This is a genomic window from Acidovorax sp. LjRoot38, assembly GCF_964252975.1.
GTDB classification, from domain to species: Bacteria; Pseudomonadota; Gammaproteobacteria; order Burkholderiales; family Burkholderiaceae_C; genus Acidovorax; species Acidovorax facilis.
Genome location: NZ_CAXUPT020000003.1, coordinates 417873 through 433974, shown reverse-complemented (window position 1 = coordinate 433974; position 16102 = coordinate 417873). Strand labels below are relative to the sequence as shown.

The following is a 16102-nucleotide window of genomic DNA, read 5'->3' as shown; positions in this document are numbered from 1 at the left end:
GCGGTGGTGGATCCCCTTGCCCAAGTGATTGCGCTGCTGCGGCCGCGCGCCGTGTTCTCCAAGGTGATCAGCGGCGCGGGCGCCTGGGCCGTGCGTTATGGGGAGTTCGGCAGTCCGAGCTTTTGCACCATGCTGGAAGGCCAGTGCGTGCTGGCCGTGGCGGGGCAAGAGCCGGTGACGCTGGAGGCGGGCGACTTTGTGCTGATGCCCGCGACGCCGGGGTTCACCTTGTCGGGCATGGAGCAGCCACTGGCGCAGCCGGTGTTCATGGACCCCCAACGTTTGCCAGCGCCCGATGGCGAGCACGGGCTGCGCCATGGCACGCCCGACGGCCCGCCGGACATGCGCATGCTGGGCGGCTACTTTGAGTTTGATTCGCCCGACGCCGCGTTGCTGGTGTCGCTGCTGCCGGACCTGCTGCATGTGCGCGGGGTGGCGCGGCTGCCGACCCTGGTGCAACTGGTGCGGCAGGAATGCCTGGCCATGCTGCCCGGCCGAGACCTGGTGCTGGACCGTCTGGTGGAGTTGCTGCTGATCGAGGCCCTGCGGTCGAGCGACGAGGCGGGTACGCCCCCCGGGCTGCTGCGCGGCCTGGCAGACGCCCGCGTGGCGGTGGGCCTGCGCCTGATGCACAGCGCGCCAGAGCAGTCGTGGACAGTGGACGCGCTGGCGCGCGAGGCGGCGTTGTCGCGATCCACATTCTTTGAGCGCTTCTTGCGCGCCGTGGGGGTGCCGCCCATGGAATACCTGCTGGCCTGGCGCATGGCGCTGGCCAAGAAGCTGCTGCGCGGCAGCGACGGCCGCATAGGCATCGACGAAGTGGCCGCGCGCGTGGGCTACAGCTCGGCCAGCACCTTCAGCACCGCATTCAGCCGCCATGTGGGGCTGGCGCCCGGGCGCTTTGCGCGCCAGCCGTAGGCGTGCAGGCGGTTTGCTCAGTTATTTATAGCTGCTAGCGCTTATCCAGCAAGCGCTAGAGGCACTTTTGGCTTCAATTTTCTACGCTGCCAACACCCAGTGGTTGTCCAGCCGCACGCCTCGCAGGCTGCGGCCATGCGCGTGGCTCACAGGCGCTGCGGCCTGCGCGTTCTGCAGGCTGGCGCCCAAGCCGCCCGCCCACAACGCGCCGCCGTGCACAGCCAGCGGGCAGACGTCGGGCAGCGGCACCAGCCCGCGCCATTCGCCCTGTGGCGTGTACGTGGCAATACCGTTGGCGCGCGGGCAGCTCACGGCCCAACCCGCAGGTGTGGCGGCCATGCTGCCGCCGTAGCCGTGGATGCTTTGCGCGATGTGCTCGGGCGTGGGCACCACCCGCAGAGCGGTGCCGTCGAACAGAGCCAGCACGGGGGCGGCGTCTTTGGCGGTGCTGTGGTCATGCTCGGCCTGGAGCGCGATGCCCAGGGTCCGATCATCGGGGGCCCAGGCCAGATGACGCAGGCTCAGGCGCTGATCTTGCAGGCGCCATTGGCCCAGCAGGCGGCCGGTGTGGCCGTCCAGCCGCACGATGGACGAATCCATGGTTTGCAGGTCGCGCTTGACGCGGCCGGTTTCGGGCGCGGTGGGTACGCCGCCGTTGGCAACGATGAGGGTGGGCGCGCCGTGGTTGGTGGTGCGCGTGTCCCAGGTCAGCTCATGGGCGTCGATGCCGTGGGTAGGCCATTCGGCCATTTTTTGCAGGGTGCGGGCGTCGCGCACGCCGACCCAGCTGGCGCCGGTTTCTGCATCCGTTTCGGTGGTGAACAAACGGGCCCCGTCTGCGCTGGCGATAACGTGGCCGTTGAAGCTGCGCTCACCGTCCTGCCACAGCCATTGCGGCTCCGCGCGTTGGCCGGGCCACCAGCGTACCAGCCAGTCGCCGGGGCGGCGGGCGGTGGCCAGCACCGAGCCATCGGGCAGTAAAAAGAGGCCGTGGGCGCGGGTGGGGACTTCGAGCGATGCGTGGATCTGCAACGGCTGCCCGGCGCCCGGTTGCGTGGACAGCAGCCCGATGTGGAAGTTGCTTTCGCGCTCCCACGCGGCAGCCAGATGCACGGCGCCGTTGTTTCTGGCGAACGCAACGGCTGGAGCGAACGCCCACGCACCCAGGCCCGCCAGCCCCGCCAGCGTTTTGCGGCGGTGGGGGTCAATCACCATCGGCGTCCGAGAATCCAATGCTCACCTGCAGCGCCGGTGCCACTTCGGATTCGGCCAGAAACTTGAGTGCGGCCAGATCCTTCGCGGTCTGCTGGATGGCGGCCTTGTTCTGCACACCCGCTTTTTGCACCTGCGCCATCGATGCATCGACCTTGCCGGTGGCCTGGTGCAGTTGGTCAGCCAGCGGGTTCAGGCCCTTGCCGCGCAAATACATCTCCAGCGGCACCAGCGCCTCGCCAGGCGCGGGTGTGGCGGCGTTCGCGGGCAGGGCGGTCACGCTGCGCAGGCCTGCCCAGGTGGCGGCCCAGGCGGCCAGGGTGTCGCCGCTGGCAGAACGGGGGTAGTCGGGGGTGCGGCTGCCAGATCCCGATCCAGCGGCGCGCAAGGGCTTTTCCATCTGCGCCCAGCGCAGGCGTTCGATTCCGCCCACCCATTGGTTCACAAACTCGCTGATGGCCTGGGTGGACTGCTCCTGTTCGTCCTCGGCGCCCCAGTCGGTGCCTGCGGCGGTGGTGAAGGCGGCTTGCAAGGCGGTGGATTCGCGTGCCACGTCTTGCGCCACTTCGTGTGCGTAGCTGCAGGCAGGGCTGCCGGGCTGCACGGGGCGGGTCCACAGCAGCCATTCCAGCGCGGGCAGGCCCTTGGCGGGGGTGCCGATGCGCTCGAAGGCCTTGGCGCCCTGGGGCTGGGTGACGATGGCTTTTTCGATCAGCGCGGGGCGGGTGGGCGTGAAGTCGATGGCGCGCTGGCTGCGGCGGGCGATGACGGGGCCTATCGACACAGCGGTCAACTGCTCCCATGCGCGCGCTGTGGCGTGCCAAGCTGTGCGCGCTGCGGCCAGAGCCGTCTTGCTGTCACTGGCCGGGGCCTGGCACAGTGCGGCCACGGAGGGCGCCAGGGCGCGGGCGCTCTGGTCAAAATCTTTGGCGCGGGGCAGGGCCCAATGCCCGTAGATGCCCTGCAGCGCGTGTACGGTGTCGTAGAACGGCACGGCCTCGCGCTGCCAGGCGGGGGCGGCAGCCGCTGTCTGGGCCTGCGCAGCTACGGGGGGCATTGCGGTCAGCAGCAGGGCGGCAGCAAGGAGGGATGTTTTCATCGCCGGGCCGCCCCAAGGTGAAAACGCGGCACCCTCGGGGGCAGCGACCCGCGCAGCGGCGGAGCGTGGGGGTCAATACTCATAGCGACTCCACAAATTTCACCAGCGCATCGCGGTCGGCCTTCTTCATTTTCAGCACCTGGTCCTTGGCTGCTTCGGCCTCGCCGCCGTGCCACAGCACCGCCTCCAGCACGCCGCGCGCGCGGCCGTCGTGCAGCAGGCGCGTGTGGCCGTTCACGTCCTTGATCAGGCCGGTGCCCCACAATGCGGGAGTCTTCCACTGGCGGCCGTTGGCGCCAAAGTCGGGCCGGTTGTCGGCCAGGCGTTCGCCCATGTCGTGCAGCAGCAGGTCGGTGTAGGGCCAGATGCGCTGGCCGTTCAGGGCTTTGCTGGTCAGCGTGGGGAAGGGGCCCTCTTTGGTCACGTAGCTGGGCCGGTGGCAGGTGGCGCACTGGGCCTGGGCAAACAAGGCCTGACCGCGTTGTACCTGCACATCGTTGACGTTACGGCGCGCGGGCGGTGCCAGCGTGGCCTGGTAGAAGATCACGTCGGCGAGGGTCTTGTCGTCGATCTCCACAGCCGGCTGGCCTTGCATGCTGGCGCCTTCCTTGCCACTTTTGCCGCTGGGTGCAGCCAAGCAGTCCTTTTGTGCGGGGGTGCAGGTCTCGTGCGCGAAGTGGCGGGACGTGATGCCCATGTCGCCCAGAAAAGCGCCACCCGTCTGGTGCGCGATGGTGGCCACATTGGCCTTCCAGCCAAATCGCCCTGTCATCGTGCTGCCCGAGGGCGCGTCCCACACTTTGTTGGCCTGGCCTTTGATGGGGCCAGGCGCGGCGGCCTGGTCGGCTGCGTTGGCCAGGATGTCGGCCTCGGCAATCGCTTCGAGGAGGCCCACGCCGATAATCTGCGGCGCAATGCGCGGGCTGCTCGTCACGTCCGGGTGCATGGGGCCGTAGCCCAGGTCGGCGAAGCCATACACGGGCTTTTGCAGTGTGTAAGGCATGCCGTCGGCAAACTGGCCTTTGATCGTTTCGTAGCGCAGCGTGACGCGCCCTTCAGGGCTGACGCCCTGGATGGCCGCGTTGTTGAACTGGTCTCCATACACCCGGTCGGGCTTGGGCCCGCCATGCGCGTCTTTGCCGGGGATGGACAGGCGGATCAGCAGGGCCACGGTCGGGTCCTTGGTTTCGCCCAGGCGGTTGAAGATCGCTGGCGGCTCGCCCCGGCCGTCCTGCACGTGGCAGCCACCGCACGAGCGCGCGATGAAGTGCGGGCCCAGGCCATCACGGGCCTTGGTGGATGCAGGGGCCTCGACCCAGTTGCGGCGAAAGAACGAGTTGCCGATGACAAAGCGCGTGCGTTCCTCATCGGTCAGGTTGGCGGCTGGGAACGAGAAGGCATTGCGCCCGGTGGCGAATACGGTGGTCTCGCCGCCGGTTTTTTCGCCCTGCGGGTCGGGTTGGGGGGCCGCCGTCAGCGATGGAATGCCCAGGCTGCCGAAGCCGGCGAGCGCGACGATGGCGGTGCTGGCAGCCGCCAGGCGCACAGCGCGCTGGCGGCGTTTGGCTCGCGAGATCTGCATGTTCAAGGCTGGACCAGCGTCAACTTGGTGATGCCAATGGCGTTGGCGGCAGCGACCAGGTCTTTGCTTTGTTGTGTGAGGCTGTCGATGGTCTTCTGGATGCGCTGGCGGCCTGGGGCGTCCTTGCCGCCGATGATTTCGCGATCGAACGGGGCCTGAATGCCTTCTGCGGCGACCACCGATGCGGCGATCTGCTGCGTGGTCTTGTCGGCCAGCGCGGCGTCCCTGGCGGCCACCAGGTCACGCAGCGAAGGGCCTTGCAGCACCGTGCCGTTGGCCTGCTTGTACTGGCCCAGCCACACGTTCTGGATGCCCAGTGCGTTGGTCACCGCATCGCGATGGGTGTTGTCCGAAAAGCACGAGTGCTCGTCTTCCTGGTCCTGGCTGTTCAGCGCCACTTCCAGCCGTTCGCCGGCCAATTCGCCGCGCGACAGCGAGCCCAGGCCCACCAGCATCTTGCGCACCGATTCCTGGCCACCTTTGACGAAGCGGGCGCGGTAGTTGTTCTTGGCATCTGGCGCCCAGGCCTTCACCAGCGTGGTGAGATCGTCAATGAGCAGCTCTGTCACCACGTTCAGGTATTGGCGGCGGCGGTCGGCATTGGGGGCCTTGCCATCCACAAAGTCTTCAAAGCTGCGGTTGCCCGGGCCGGTGTCTGACAGGTCCTGGCCCCACAGGAAGAACTCGATGGCGTGCCATCCCGTGGCAATGTTTTCTTCGCCGCCACGCTCGTTCTGCGCGGACAGGTTCTTCTTGTTGATGGTGAACTTGCGGTTGTTCACCAGCCCGGCCGTGGCCTTGCCTTGCACGCTGTCCACAAACGATTCGTCCATGGGCCAGGCGTTGATGCGGCCTTCCGGGCCGTTGTCGTTGTCAATGGGGCCGCCGTAGAAGCGGAAGGCTTCGGTCTGCCCGTAGAACTCGCGTGCGGCCAACCAGGTCTTGCGGGCTTCGGCCAGCGTTTCTGCAGAGGGCTTGGCGGTGAATGCCAGCACTGCGGCCTGCAGGGCCTTGGCAGCATTCAGCGTGTCTGTGTAGTTGGCATGCACCAGGTGGCCGTAGTGCGCGGCCACCATGTTGGTGTTCACCGCCTGTGCGTTGGCCGACGGGGCCGGCGCACCACCTGCCTGCGCTGCTGCGTGAGTGCCATAGGTGCACAGGGCCAGAGCGGCTACCAGGACCGAGGTCTTCAGAAAGGAATGGGGCATGCAGAGGTCTCCGGGGCAAAGGGGCGCGCAGGCCATGGCATGGAAGGCGGTTGGGCCTGCAAGGGCGCTGCGGTGGTCAACGAAGGGGCCGCACTGGCTGAGGGAGCCTGTGCACCACAAGGTGCGAGGGCGTGGCTGGGTGGGCGAAGGCAGGTTTTGATTATACAAATAGTAGTGATTCGTATTTGTGTATGTCCATCTCTGGTGCGACCACCAGCTTGCAGGGACCGGCTGTCATCAAACCGCCGCAAAAGCTTCACGGCGATGTCACCCACGGTTTCTACGCTCCATGGGTTTTGTAACCAACAACCCGAGGAACCCCATGAACCACCGTGTGGCTGCGCCAGAGCAGGCGATTGACTTCAACAACGAGAACTCCAACACCTCTGCCAACCCCAGCTTTGATGCGGTGCTGGGCGCTCGCCTGTCGCGCCGTGGCCTTCTGCGGGGCAGCGTGGGCACGGTGGGCACCACGGTGCTGGCGGGCTTTGGCGTGTCGGCCTGCGGCGGCAGCGACGACCCTGCAGTGACTCCACCCCCTGCCGGCCCCAAGCTGCTGGGCTTTGGCGCGGTGCCCAAGAGCCTGGCCGACGTGGTGGCCGTGCCTGCAGGCTACACCGCCAGTGTGCTGTTTGCGCTGGGCGACCCCATTGCAGCAGGCGTGGCTGCCTACAAGAACGATGGCACCGATGGTGACTTCGACAAGCGCGGTGGTGACCACCACGACGGCATGGAATGGTTTGGCCTGGGTGCTGACGGCAAGCGCAACGACAACGCCATCGAGCGCGGGCTGCTGGCCATCAACCACGAAGCCACCACCGACGAAAAGCTGTCATCCCACTTCCTGCATGCCAACGGCGGCACGACCACCTTGCCACGCCCTGCGGCCGAAATCGACAAGGAAACGGCGATCCACGGCATTGCCGTGATCGAAGTCGCCAAGTCGGGTGGCAAGTGGGCCTACGTGCAGAACTCTGCGCTCAACTTCCGCCTCACGGCACTGAGCCCCATCGAGATCTCGGGCCCTGCGCGTGGCAATGCGCAGATGATCACCAAGTTCTCCCCCACGGGCACCACCACACGCGGCACGCTGAACAACTGCGGCACGGGCAAGACGCCTTGGGGCACGTTCCTCACCGGTGAGGAAAACTGGTTTGGCTACTTCACGCGTGGCGCTGCCGACGATGCAGCACGCGGCAACGACAAGAGCGTCACGGCCCTCAAGCGCTATGGCCGCAACCAGGGTGCTGCATCGCGCCACGGCTGGGAGAGCGGCGGCTCCGCCGACCAGTACCAGCGCTGGAACAACAGCAAGACCGGCACCTCGGTGGACGGCAGCGACGACTACCGCAACGAGATGAATGGCATGGGCTACATCGTCGAGATCGATGCCTACGACAAGACCCGCATGGCCAAGAAGCGCACGGGCCTGGGTCGCTTTGCGCACGAAAGCGCGGCGTTTGGCAAGGTTGAGGCAGGCAAGCCGCTGTCGGTGTACATGGGTGACGATTCGCGCGGCGAATACATCTACAAGTTTGTGTCCACCGCGCTGTGGAATGCCGCCGATGCCAATGCCGCCGACCGCATGGCCGTGGGCGACAAGTACCTGGACAGCGGCAAGCTGTATGTGGCCAAGTTCAATGCCGATGGCACGGGCACCTGGGTCGAGCTGGCGCTGGCCAACACCGCCATCAGCGGCTATGCAGCCTACAAGTTTGCCGATGCAGCCGATATCGCCATCAACACCCGTCTGGCGGCCGATGCCGTGGGCGCCACCAAGATGGACCGCCCCGAATGGAACGCCGTGAACCCCGCCAACGGCGAGATCTATTTCACGCTGACCAACAACAGCAACCGCAGTGTGAACCCCACGGGTAGCCAGTACCTGCCAGACGCCGCCAACCCGCGTGCCTACACCGACATGAAGGGCACCTCGGCACAGACCGGCAACCCCAATGGCCACCTGGTGCGCATGAAGGAAGGCGCCTCGGTCTCGGCCTTTACCTGGGACGTGTACCTGTTCGGCGCCGAAGCCGGGGCCGACAAGGCGCTGGTCAACATCTCGTCGCTGACTGCTGACCAGGACTTCTCCAGCCCCGACGGCCTGGCCTTCAGCAAGGCCACTGGCATCTGCTGGATCCAGACCGACGACGGTGCCTACACCGACGTGACCAACTGCATGATGCTGGCCGCTGTGCCCGGCCAGGTGGGTGACGGCGGCAAGAAGACGCTGAGCTACACCAAGACCGACGGCACCAAGCTGGACATCGTGACCCCCGTGGGCAAGGCTGCCACCGAAAGCACGCTCAAGCGTTTCCTGGTCGGCCCCAAGGGCAGCGAAATCACCGGCGTGGCCGAAACGCCCGACGGCAAGGCCATCTTCGTGAACATCCAGCACCCCGGTGAAGGCACCGCCTTGGCCAATGTGGGCGACGCCACCAAGTACCAGAGCCAGTGGCCCGCCAACGCAGGTTACGGCGCAGGCAAGCGCCCCCGCTCGGCCACCATCGTGATCACCAAGAACGACGGCGGCGTGATCGGGACCTGATCCCCCGCTAGTTCGTTTTTTGACCGACCCGGCCCGCTGGCCAGGGGGTTGCCACCAACAGGGCAACCCACTGGCCAGTGGGCCTTGTGCGTTGCGGTCGGCGGTCAGTAGGTGCTGGTGTCGCCGGGGGGCGGTGGAACGGCGCGGGTGGGGGCAGTGGGTGCCGGCGGTGTGGTTCCCCGCGTTGTGCCGCCGGGCGCGGGGTAGTTCATCTGCCCGCTGCCGTCTTTGGTGCCCTTGCGCCCGGCAATCTGCCAGGCCGTGCGCTGGCCGATGAGGCCGGCCAGAAACTCCAGCTCTTCGTCGGTGTGGTTGATGGCACCTGCAGGGGTCAGAAGGCGGCCGTCGCGCGGCGCAGGCTCGGCCCAGAACGACTGGTGGTAGACCGACTGGCTGACCACGCTATCGTTGCCAGCGGCCAGGTCCACCGTTCCATAGCAGTTGCAGAAGTAGCCCCGGTAGTCCAGCTCGGGGAACACCTCGGCATACACACCGGTGCCCCGGATTCCCGCCGTGGCGGTGGGCAAAATCACCTGCCGGTCGGTGCCTTGCCCCCACACGCTGGCCACCGCGCCGGTCAGCACTCGCAGCACCTTGACGGCGGTCGGCGTGTCGCCCTCCAGCGCCAGGCGTGTGTTCTGCCGCACCATGAAAGCGCTGTTGCCCACGGCAAAGACGGCAGTGGAGCCCGGCCCCGTTTCGATGCGGTCACCGGCGGCGATGCTGCCCTGTGCCGTCAGCGCCTGCCCATTGCGCAGCACATCCCCGCGCACTTCGACGATGTTGCTGCGCGATTGCGCCTGCGCGGCCATCCACCCGCCAGCGGCCACCCATGCGGCGGCGGCCTGCAACAGGCTGCGCCGCCGGTGCCAGAGAAGCTCGTTGTCAGTCCGGCCCAGGAGCAGGAGAGTCGGGTGGTGGTGTGTCATGGGGCGGCTCGGGTTCTGGGGTTGAAGGGGGCTCGTAGCTGTCACGGAAGGTGAACACCACCGACGTGAAGAACATCGCCGCCATCATCAACGCGGCACCCACCATGATGCCGCCAGCCGCCGATGCCGCAAGCCCCGCCGTGGCCAGCAGTGCCGACACCAGCGCCACCACCAGCCCCCCCAGCAGAAACACGCCCAGCCAGCCCAGCCCATAGACCAGGAATGCGCTGAAGTTGCGCACACAGGCCACGATGCTGAAGAACAGCGCCTTGACCGGCGGCACGCCATGCCAGTGCACCAGCCCCGGGGCGTGCCAGAACAGCAGCGACAGCGGCAGGTACAGCACCATGGAGAGCCACATCGCGCTCTGGAACGCCGGGTCTTCGGCCACTTCCTTGCTGAGCTGGGCACCGCCCAGGTACACCTTGGCGAACTGCCCGCCGTCGATCAGGGCCGACAGGCCCATTACCGCCAGAAAGCAAGCCGCATACAGGGCGCCCAGCACCAGCATGTCACGCAGCCGCTGCTGCCCGGTACGAAACGCCACCAGCAGCACGGCCGGTGTGGGAAACCGCCCCTGCGAGGCTTGCGCTGCCGCCACCATCATGGCCAGGGTGGCCGATGGCAGCAGCATCAGCGCCACCGCAGGGCCGACCAGTGGAATCATGGAGGCCAGCGACATGGACGCCATGGTCATGAAAAACAGCGCTGCCAATGCCATGGGCTGCTTCCAGAACGTCCGTATACCAAGCTTGACCCAGGTCATGCCAGTGCGGGCGGGGACGATGTGGAGTTTCATGAAGGTGCTGCTGAAGAAAGGTGGGGCCTGCGCCCGGGCATTGCCGGCAGCCAGAAGGCCGCCCATGGCAGTGCAATAGCTTTGAATTTACCCCAGCGGCCCATTCCGGCCACTGCACAAGGGCTCAGGCGTGCACTGGGTGTGCAAGGCGAGCACGCAAGACGCGCTCGAAATGGGAGGGGTCGTGCGGCGTGAGCATCGAGGCTTCGCGCGGCAGGTAAAAGTCCCACAGGCGCGAGATCCAGAACCGCAAGGCACCGGCGCGCAGCATGGCAGGCAGCAGTTCGCGTTCGGCCGCGTTGAGCGGGCGCACTGCCTGGTAGGCGTCCAGCATGCGGGTGGCGCGCTCTGCGTCGTGCGCGCCGGTGGCCAGGTCGATGCACCAGTCGTTCAGACACACCGCCAGGTCAAACAGCCAAGTGTCCACGCCCGCAAAGTAGAAGTCGAAGAAACCTGTGAGCTCCTCGCCATCGAACATCACGTTGTCGCGGAACAGGTCGGCGTGCACGGGGCCCTTGGGCAGAGCGGCATACGTGGCGCTGGCCGCCACATGGTTCTGGTAGGCCAGCTCGGACCGCAGCAGGGCGGCCTGGGCCGAATCGATGTGGGGCAGCACCACGGGCACGGTTTCGTTCCACCAGGGCAGGCCGCGCAAGTTGGGCTGGTGCCGGTCAAACCCACGCCCCGCCAGGTGCATGCGGGCCAGCATGGTGCCCACGGCCGCGCAGTGCACGCCCTGGGGTGCGAGCTGGCTTTTGCCGCGCAGCTTGTTCACCACCGCAGCGGGTTTGCCACATACGGTGAGCAGGATGTCGCCGTTCTTGTCAGCACGCGGGTCGGGCACGGGCACGCCGCCGTGCGCCAGGTGTTTCATCAGGTACAGGTAGAACGGCAGTTGTGCCGCCGTGAGGCGCTCGAACAGCGTGAGCACGAACTCGCCCTGGTCGCTGGTCAGAAAGTAGTTGGTGTTCTCAATGCCACCCTCAATGCCGCGCAGCTCTACCAGCTCACCCAGTTGCAAACGGCGCAGCAGCTCGCGCGCCTCGGTGTTGGAGACTTCGGTAAAAACGGCCATCGCTCAGGGGGTTACAAATAAATGAAAAACTGGCAGAAGAAGGGCAGGGCGTGCAGCGGCTTCATGGGGGCAGCGCGGTGGCGCTGCCAAATACCGCAGTCGCCGCAGGGGCCTCAGAACTTCAGCACGTTCCAGACACGCGGGGCGGTGGTGGTCTCGGCGCCGCTGTTGCTGCCTGCGCGGCTGCGTGCGCCATCGGGCGACTGCACTTCATAGCCGGGCATGTTGCCGGTCTTGGGCTGCACCGAAATCGTCTGTGTTTGCCCGCCCACACGCAGCTCATCAACGCGGCTGCCCGCGTCTTCGACCTGGATGCGCTCGGTACGCTGGTTGGTGCGGCCTGCAGATTGCTCTTGATTTGAGAGCGCTTCGCGCTTGTCCGTCGTGCCCTGAGGGGCATTTTGGCTTGGATTTTGGGCCAGGGCGGTGCCGGAGGCAATGCCCAGCAGCAAAAGGAGGTAGAGAGCGCGCATCGGGCGATTGTAGAGCGCTGCCTGGGTGGAGTCCGGCCGTGCACAATCCGTGCATGACTGACAAAAAGACCCTGGTGCTGGTGGACGGCTCCAGCTACCTCTACCGCGCCTTCCACGCCATGCCCGACCTGCGGGCGGTGCCGGGCGACCCCACAAGCCCTGCCACCGGTGCCATTCGCGGCATGATCAACATGATGCAGGCCCTGCGCAAAGAGGTGGTGGCCGACTACGCCGTGTGCGTGTTCGACGCCTCGGGCCCCACCTTCCGCGACGCCCTGTACACCGAATACAAGGCCACGCGCTCGCCCATGCCCGACGACCTGCGCAGCCAGATCGAGCCCATCCACCAGGTGGTGGACCTGCTGGGCTGGAAGGTAGTGGCCGTGCCCGGCGTGGAGGCCGACGATGTGATCGCCACCTTGGCCCACGTGGCGGCCGCACAGGGCATTGAGGTCATCGTGTCCAGCGGCGACAAGGATTTGAGCCAGCTGGTCAACGAGCACATCACCATCATCGACACCATGAGCGGAAAGCGCCGCGACGTGGCAGGCGTGACGGCCGAGTTTGGCGTGCCGCCTGCGCTGATGGTGGACTACCAGGCCCTGGTGGGTGACACCGTGGACAACGTGCCCGGTGTGACCAAGGTGGGGCCCAAGACGGCCGCCAAGTGGCTGGAAGAATACGGCTCGCTCGACAACCTGATTGCCAATGCCGACGCCATCAAGGGCGTGGCAGGCAACAACCTGCGCGAGGCGATCGCCAGCGGCCAGCTGGCCCTGAGCCGCCAGCTCGTCACCATGAAGACCGACTGCGCGCTGGCCGACTACATCCCCGGCCTGCCCGCGTTTGACGACATCACGCTCGACGCGCCAGACAACGCTGGCTTGCTGCCGTTTTACGAACAATACGGCTTCAAGGGCCTGGCTGCTGCCATCAAGGGTGCTACTGCTTCTGCCGCCACCGCCCCCACCGTCGCCATGCCCGGCCAAAGCGGCGACCTGTTTGCCGACCATTCCGCCAGCACCGTGGCCGAAGAGGCCCAGCACCGCACGGTGGTGTACGACACCATCCTCAACTGGGCCGACTTTGACCAGTGGCTGGAGCGCCTGCACAAAGCCCCGCTCACGGCCATCGACACCGAGACCGACTCCCTCGACGAAATGCGTGCGCAGATCGTCGGCATATCTTTCAGCGTGCAGCCCGGCGAGGCCGCCTACATTCCCCTGCGGCACGAAGGCCCCGATGCGCCCGCGCAACTGCCGTTGGACGAAGTGCTCGTCCGCCTCAAGCCCTGGTTGGAAACCCCCAAGCACCACAAGCTGGGCCAGCACATCAAATACGACCGCCATGTGTTCGCCAACCACGGCATTGAAGTGCAGGGCTACGCGCACGACACCATGCTGCAAAGCTACGTGCTCGAAGTGCACAAGCCCCACAACCTGACCAGCCTGGCCGAGCGCCACACCGGCCGCAAGGGCATCACGTATGAGGACCTGTGCGGCAAGGGGGCGCACCAGATTCCGTTTGCGCAAGTGCCGGTCGACAAGGCCGCCGCCTACTCGTGCGAAGACTCCGACCAGACCCTGGACGTGCACAACGCCCTGTGGCCCCTGCTGCAGGCGGATGACAAGCTGCGCTTCATCTATGAGTTGGAGATGCAGAGCAGCGAGGCCCTGTACCGCATCGAACGCAATGGCGTGCTGATTGACGCCCCCACGCTAGCCGCGCAAAGCCACGAGCTGGGCCAGCGCATCCTGCAGCTCGAAACCGAGGCGTACGAAATTGCGGGCCAGCCCTTCAACCTGAGCAGCCCCAAGCAACTGGGCGAAATCTTCTTCGACAAGCTGGGCATGCCCGTGGTGAAGAAGACCGCCACCGGCGCCCGCAGCACCGACGAAGAAGTGCTGGAAAAGCTGGCCGAGGACTACCCCCTGCCCGCCAAGCTGCTGGAGCACCGGTCGTTGAGCAAGCTCAAAGGCACCTATACCGACAAGCTGGCGCAACTGGCCCTGCCACGCACCGGCCGCGTGCACACGCACTACGCGCAGGCCGTGGCGGTGACCGGGCGGTTGTCCAGCAACGACCCCAACCTGCAGAACATCCCCATCCGCACCCCCGAAGGCCGCCGCGTGCGCGAGGCCTTTGTTGCGCCCGCAGGCCGGGTGATTGCCAGCGCCGACTACTCCCAGATCGAGCTGCGCATCATGGCCCACCTGAGTGGCGACCACTCGCTGCTGCACGCCTTCCACGCCGGGCTTGACGTGCACCGCGCCACCGCTGCCGAAGTGTTTGGGGTGGAGGTCGATCAGGTCACCAGCGAGCAACGCCGCTACGCCAAGGTCATCAACTTTGGTCTCATCTACGGCATGAGCAGCTTTGGCTTGGCCAAGAACTTAGGGATCGAAACCAAGGCCGCAGCCGCGTACATCGACAAGTACTTTCAGCGCTACCCCGGCGTGAAGCAGTACATGGACGAGACCAAGGCTTCAGCCAAATCCATGGGCTACGTCGAAACCGTGTTCGGCCGCCGCCTGTACCTGCCCGAAATCAACTCCCCCAACGGCCCCCGCCGCGCCGGGGCTGAGCGCGCCGCCATCAACGCGCCCATGCAGGGCACGGCGGCTGACTTGATCAAGCTGGCCATGGTGGCGGTGCAGAAGGAGCTGGATGCCCACAAGCCCAGCATCCAGATGATCATGCAGGTGCACGATGAACTGGTGTTTGAGCTGCCCGAGAGCGAGGTGGACTGGCTCAAGACCCACATCCCGCGCCTGATGGCGGAAGTGGCGGCGCTGAAGGTGCCGCTACTGGCCGAGGTGGGGGTGGGGCCGAACTGGGACAAGGCACACTGAGCCGCGTGGATCAGGCCCCCTGCGTACCGGTGTTGGAGGCCCGCAGATCCTCGACCCCGGCAGCAGAAAGCCAGACCTGGGTGCTCAGGGAGCTTTCGATCTTTGCCACGATCTCTTCACGCGGCCCGCTGCGCCACGCCTCGGACGCGTAGAACTGGTCCTGGCTTTGCTGCAGGTCGCCCCGATCCTGGTATGCGCGGATGAGGAAGTAGCCATTGCCTTCGTGTGCAGAAATACCGTATGCCACCACGTCGGTCCCCCATTGCCTCAGCAAGGGGACGGACCGCTCGCTCACAAGCTGGTGGAAGGCCTCTGCAGTGTGGGCCTTGAGTTGGTAGGAGCGGATTTCGACGAGTCGCATGGGTGCGTTGGAGTCGGGTGAAAAAAAGGGCCGGTGCAGCTTGTGTACAGCCCGGCGCTGGTGCATTGCCACAGCACATGGAGAGGTGCACGCTATTGCGCAAAGAGAGCGTTGACGCTTGCGAAGGGGAGCGCACGGCTGAAAATTCTCTCACCTTCGCCCGCCATGAGCGCGGTGGTGTCCGCCTCCAGTTGTGCGTAGGCAGACAGGAACACGGCCGGACCTGCACTGAGGCGGCGCATGCCTGCCCGCCCCAGCTTTTCTGCATCCGGCAGCCCTGGCAGCAGCATCAGGTTGAGCGGCAGCCGCGTTGCTGAGGCGATCTGTTCAGCGTCTGCCGTTTGCACCAAGCCCGGAACAAAAAGCCCATCTGCGCCAGCGCTCGCATAGTCTTTGGCCCGCGCATTGACCATGGCCACCGCCTCGGGTCCCTCTGGGGCGAGGGAGCGCAGGTAAACATCGGTGCGGGCGTTGATGAACAATTCCGCAGCGCCGGTCCGCGACCGGATGGCCTGAATCTTTTCTGCAAGGATTTCGCTGGGTGCAGTGCCATCTTCAATGTTGATGCCTACAGCCCCGCATCGGAGGACTTCGGCCGCCAGCTCTGCCACCTCCTCGGGGCTGTCGCTGTACCCATCCTCGATGTCCACGGTCAGCGGCACGGCCAATGTCCGCACGATGCGGCGTATGGCAGACAGGAGTTCGCCCACGGGCAGCGCGCCGCCATCCTGGTAGCCCAAGGCCCAGCAAAGGGCAGCACTGGACGTGGCGACTGCCTTGGCCCCCGCCCTCGCCTGAATGTGGGCGCTTGCTGCATCCCAGGCGTTGGGCAATAAAAGGACTTCATGCCGATGGTGAAGGTCTCGAAAGTGGGCGGCCAGGGGGCTGGGCATTGTGGGTTCCTGAAAGTTGGGGATTGCCTAGGCTAGGGTGTGCTGGCGGGGATGTCTGGCCAGATCCGGACCTGTCCCTCAGGGGGCGGCACCCGGTGCAAGTGCATTCGCGGGCCATGCCCCATCAATGGCTGAGAAGCCCCACGATTGCAG

The 16102-nt window shown here is 66.1% G+C and carries 13 protein-coding genes; 3 read left to right on the top strand and 10 right to left on the bottom strand.

Annotation, left to right across the window (positions count from 1 at the left end; translation table 11 throughout):
* Positions 1 to 3 precede the first annotated feature (3 nt).
* The gene (locus ACSQ22_RS07110; RefSeq protein WP_436129862.1) at positions 4 to 918 is read left to right on the top strand and encodes a cupin domain-containing protein; all 915 of its coding nucleotides are present in this window, start codon (positions 4 to 6) and stop codon (positions 916 to 918) included.
* Between the two features lie 81 nt (positions 919 to 999).
* Here ACSQ22_RS07110 and ACSQ22_RS07105 read toward each other — a convergent pair whose 3' ends face one another.
* From ACSQ22_RS07105 to ACSQ22_RS07090, 4 genes are all read right to left on the bottom strand, one after another.
* Positions 1000 to 2133 carry a DUF1513 domain-containing protein gene (locus tag ACSQ22_RS07105; RefSeq protein ID WP_436129861.1) on the bottom strand — a complete coding sequence of 378 codons (1134 nt, stop codon included), beginning with the start codon at positions 2131 to 2133 and terminating at the stop codon, positions 1000 to 1002.
* Entirely contained in the window at positions 2123 to 3229 is a 1107-nt protein-coding gene (locus tag ACSQ22_RS07100) for an imelysin family protein (protein WP_436129860.1), read from the bottom strand. Before ACSQ22_RS07100 ends, ACSQ22_RS07105 begins: the two co-directional genes overlap by 11 nt.
* A 79-nt stretch (positions 3230 to 3308) precedes the next feature.
* Entirely contained in the window at positions 3309 to 4811 is a 1503-nt protein-coding gene (locus tag ACSQ22_RS07095) for a di-heme oxidoredictase family protein (protein WP_436129859.1), read from the bottom strand.
* A 2-nt stretch (positions 4812 to 4813) separates the two neighbouring features.
* A complete protein-coding gene (locus ACSQ22_RS07090; protein WP_436129858.1) occupies positions 4814 to 6019 on the bottom strand; it encodes an imelysin family protein in 1206 nt (401 codons plus the stop codon).
* Positions 6020 to 6341: 322 nt separating this feature from the next.
* Here ACSQ22_RS07090 and ACSQ22_RS07085 point away from each other — a divergent pair, with 322 nt between their 5' ends.
* Complete coding sequence (locus ACSQ22_RS07085; protein WP_436129857.1) at positions 6342 to 8567, top strand: PhoX family protein; 2226 nt, start codon at positions 6342 to 6344, stop codon at positions 8565 to 8567.
* A 104-nt stretch (positions 8568 to 8671) separates the two neighbouring features.
* Here ACSQ22_RS07085 and ACSQ22_RS07080 read toward each other — a convergent pair whose 3' ends face one another.
* From ACSQ22_RS07080 to ACSQ22_RS07065, 4 genes are all read right to left on the bottom strand, one after another.
* Complete coding sequence (locus ACSQ22_RS07080) at positions 8672 to 9496, bottom strand: iron dicitrate transport regulator FecR (protein WP_436129856.1); 825 nt, start codon at positions 9494 to 9496, stop codon at positions 8672 to 8674.
* On the bottom strand, positions 9453 to 10295 hold the full coding sequence (locus ACSQ22_RS07075) for a BPSS1780 family membrane protein (RefSeq protein WP_121422818.1): 843 nt from the start codon (positions 10293 to 10295) through the stop codon (positions 9453 to 9455). The genes ACSQ22_RS07080 and ACSQ22_RS07075 overlap by 44 nt, the downstream gene beginning before the upstream one ends.
* A 124-nt stretch (positions 10296 to 10419) precedes the next feature.
* Positions 10420 to 11370 carry a homoserine kinase gene (locus ACSQ22_RS07070; protein WP_436129855.1) on the bottom strand — a complete coding sequence of 317 codons (951 nt, stop codon included), beginning with the start codon at positions 11368 to 11370 and terminating at the stop codon, positions 10420 to 10422.
* 113 nt (positions 11371 to 11483) lie between these two features.
* Complete coding sequence (locus tag ACSQ22_RS07065; protein ID WP_055401044.1) at positions 11484 to 11843, bottom strand: hypothetical protein; 360 nt, start codon at positions 11841 to 11843, stop codon at positions 11484 to 11486.
* A gap of 53 nt (positions 11844 to 11896) precedes the next feature.
* On the opposite strand from ACSQ22_RS07065, the gene polA reads away from it, so the two are divergent.
* Positions 11897 to 14695, top strand: a complete 2799-nt coding sequence (polA, locus tag ACSQ22_RS07060; protein ID WP_436129854.1) for a DNA polymerase I — start codon at positions 11897 to 11899, stop codon at positions 14693 to 14695.
* Between the two features lie 10 nt (positions 14696 to 14705).
* Here the strand turns inward: polA and ACSQ22_RS07055 are convergent, their stop codons facing one another.
* Both ACSQ22_RS07055 and ACSQ22_RS07050 read right to left on the bottom strand, forming a co-directional pair.
* Positions 14706 to 15056 carry an NIPSNAP family protein gene (locus ACSQ22_RS07055; protein WP_436129853.1) on the bottom strand — a complete coding sequence of 117 codons (351 nt, stop codon included), beginning with the start codon at positions 15054 to 15056 and terminating at the stop codon, positions 14706 to 14708.
* 92 nt (positions 15057 to 15148) lie between these two features.
* Positions 15149 to 15949: an isocitrate lyase/PEP mutase family protein gene (locus ACSQ22_RS07050; protein WP_436129852.1), complete on the bottom strand. Its 801-nt coding sequence runs from the start codon at positions 15947 to 15949 to the stop codon at positions 15149 to 15151.
* Positions 15950 to 16102: the final 153 nt, after the last annotated feature.

Excerpts from the sequence above, each read along its gene's own strand:
- ACSQ22_RS07070 (WP_436129855.1), bottom strand. The coding sequence starts at position 11,370 with ATGGCCGTTTTTACCGAAGTCTCCAACACCGAGGCGCGCGAGCTGCTG.
- ACSQ22_RS07055 (WP_436129853.1), bottom strand. The coding sequence starts at position 15,056 with ATGCGACTCGTCGAAATCCGCTCCTACCAACTCAAGGCCCACACTGCA.
- ACSQ22_RS07090 (WP_436129858.1), bottom strand. The coding sequence starts at position 6,019 with ATGCCCCATTCCTTTCTGAAGACCTCGGTCCTGGTAGCCGCTCTGGCC.
- ACSQ22_RS07050 (WP_436129852.1), bottom strand. The coding sequence starts at position 15,949 with ATGCCCAGCCCCCTGGCCGCCCACTTTCGAGACCTTCACCATCGGCAT.
- ACSQ22_RS07085 (WP_436129857.1), top strand. The coding sequence starts at position 6,342 with ATGAACCACCGTGTGGCTGCGCCAGAGCAGGCGATTGACTTCAACAAC.
- ACSQ22_RS07095 (WP_436129859.1), bottom strand. The coding sequence starts at position 4,811 with ATGCAGATCTCGCGAGCCAAACGCCGCCAGCGCGCTGTGCGCCTGGCG.
- ACSQ22_RS07075 (WP_121422818.1), bottom strand. The coding sequence starts at position 10,295 with ATGAAACTCCACATCGTCCCCGCCCGCACTGGCATGACCTGGGTCAAG.
- polA (WP_436129854.1), top strand. The coding sequence starts at position 11,897 with ATGACTGACAAAAAGACCCTGGTGCTGGTGGACGGCTCCAGCTACCTC.
- ACSQ22_RS07065 (WP_055401044.1), bottom strand. The coding sequence starts at position 11,843 with ATGCGCGCTCTCTACCTCCTTTTGCTGCTGGGCATTGCCTCCGGCACC.
- ACSQ22_RS07105 (WP_436129861.1), bottom strand. The coding sequence starts at position 2,133 with ATGGTGATTGACCCCCACCGCCGCAAAACGCTGGCGGGGCTGGCGGGC.
- ACSQ22_RS07080 (WP_436129856.1), bottom strand. The coding sequence starts at position 9,496 with ATGACACACCACCACCCGACTCTCCTGCTCCTGGGCCGGACTGACAAC.
- ACSQ22_RS07100 (WP_436129860.1), bottom strand. The coding sequence starts at position 3,229 with ATGAAAACATCCCTCCTTGCTGCCGCCCTGCTGCTGACCGCAATGCCC.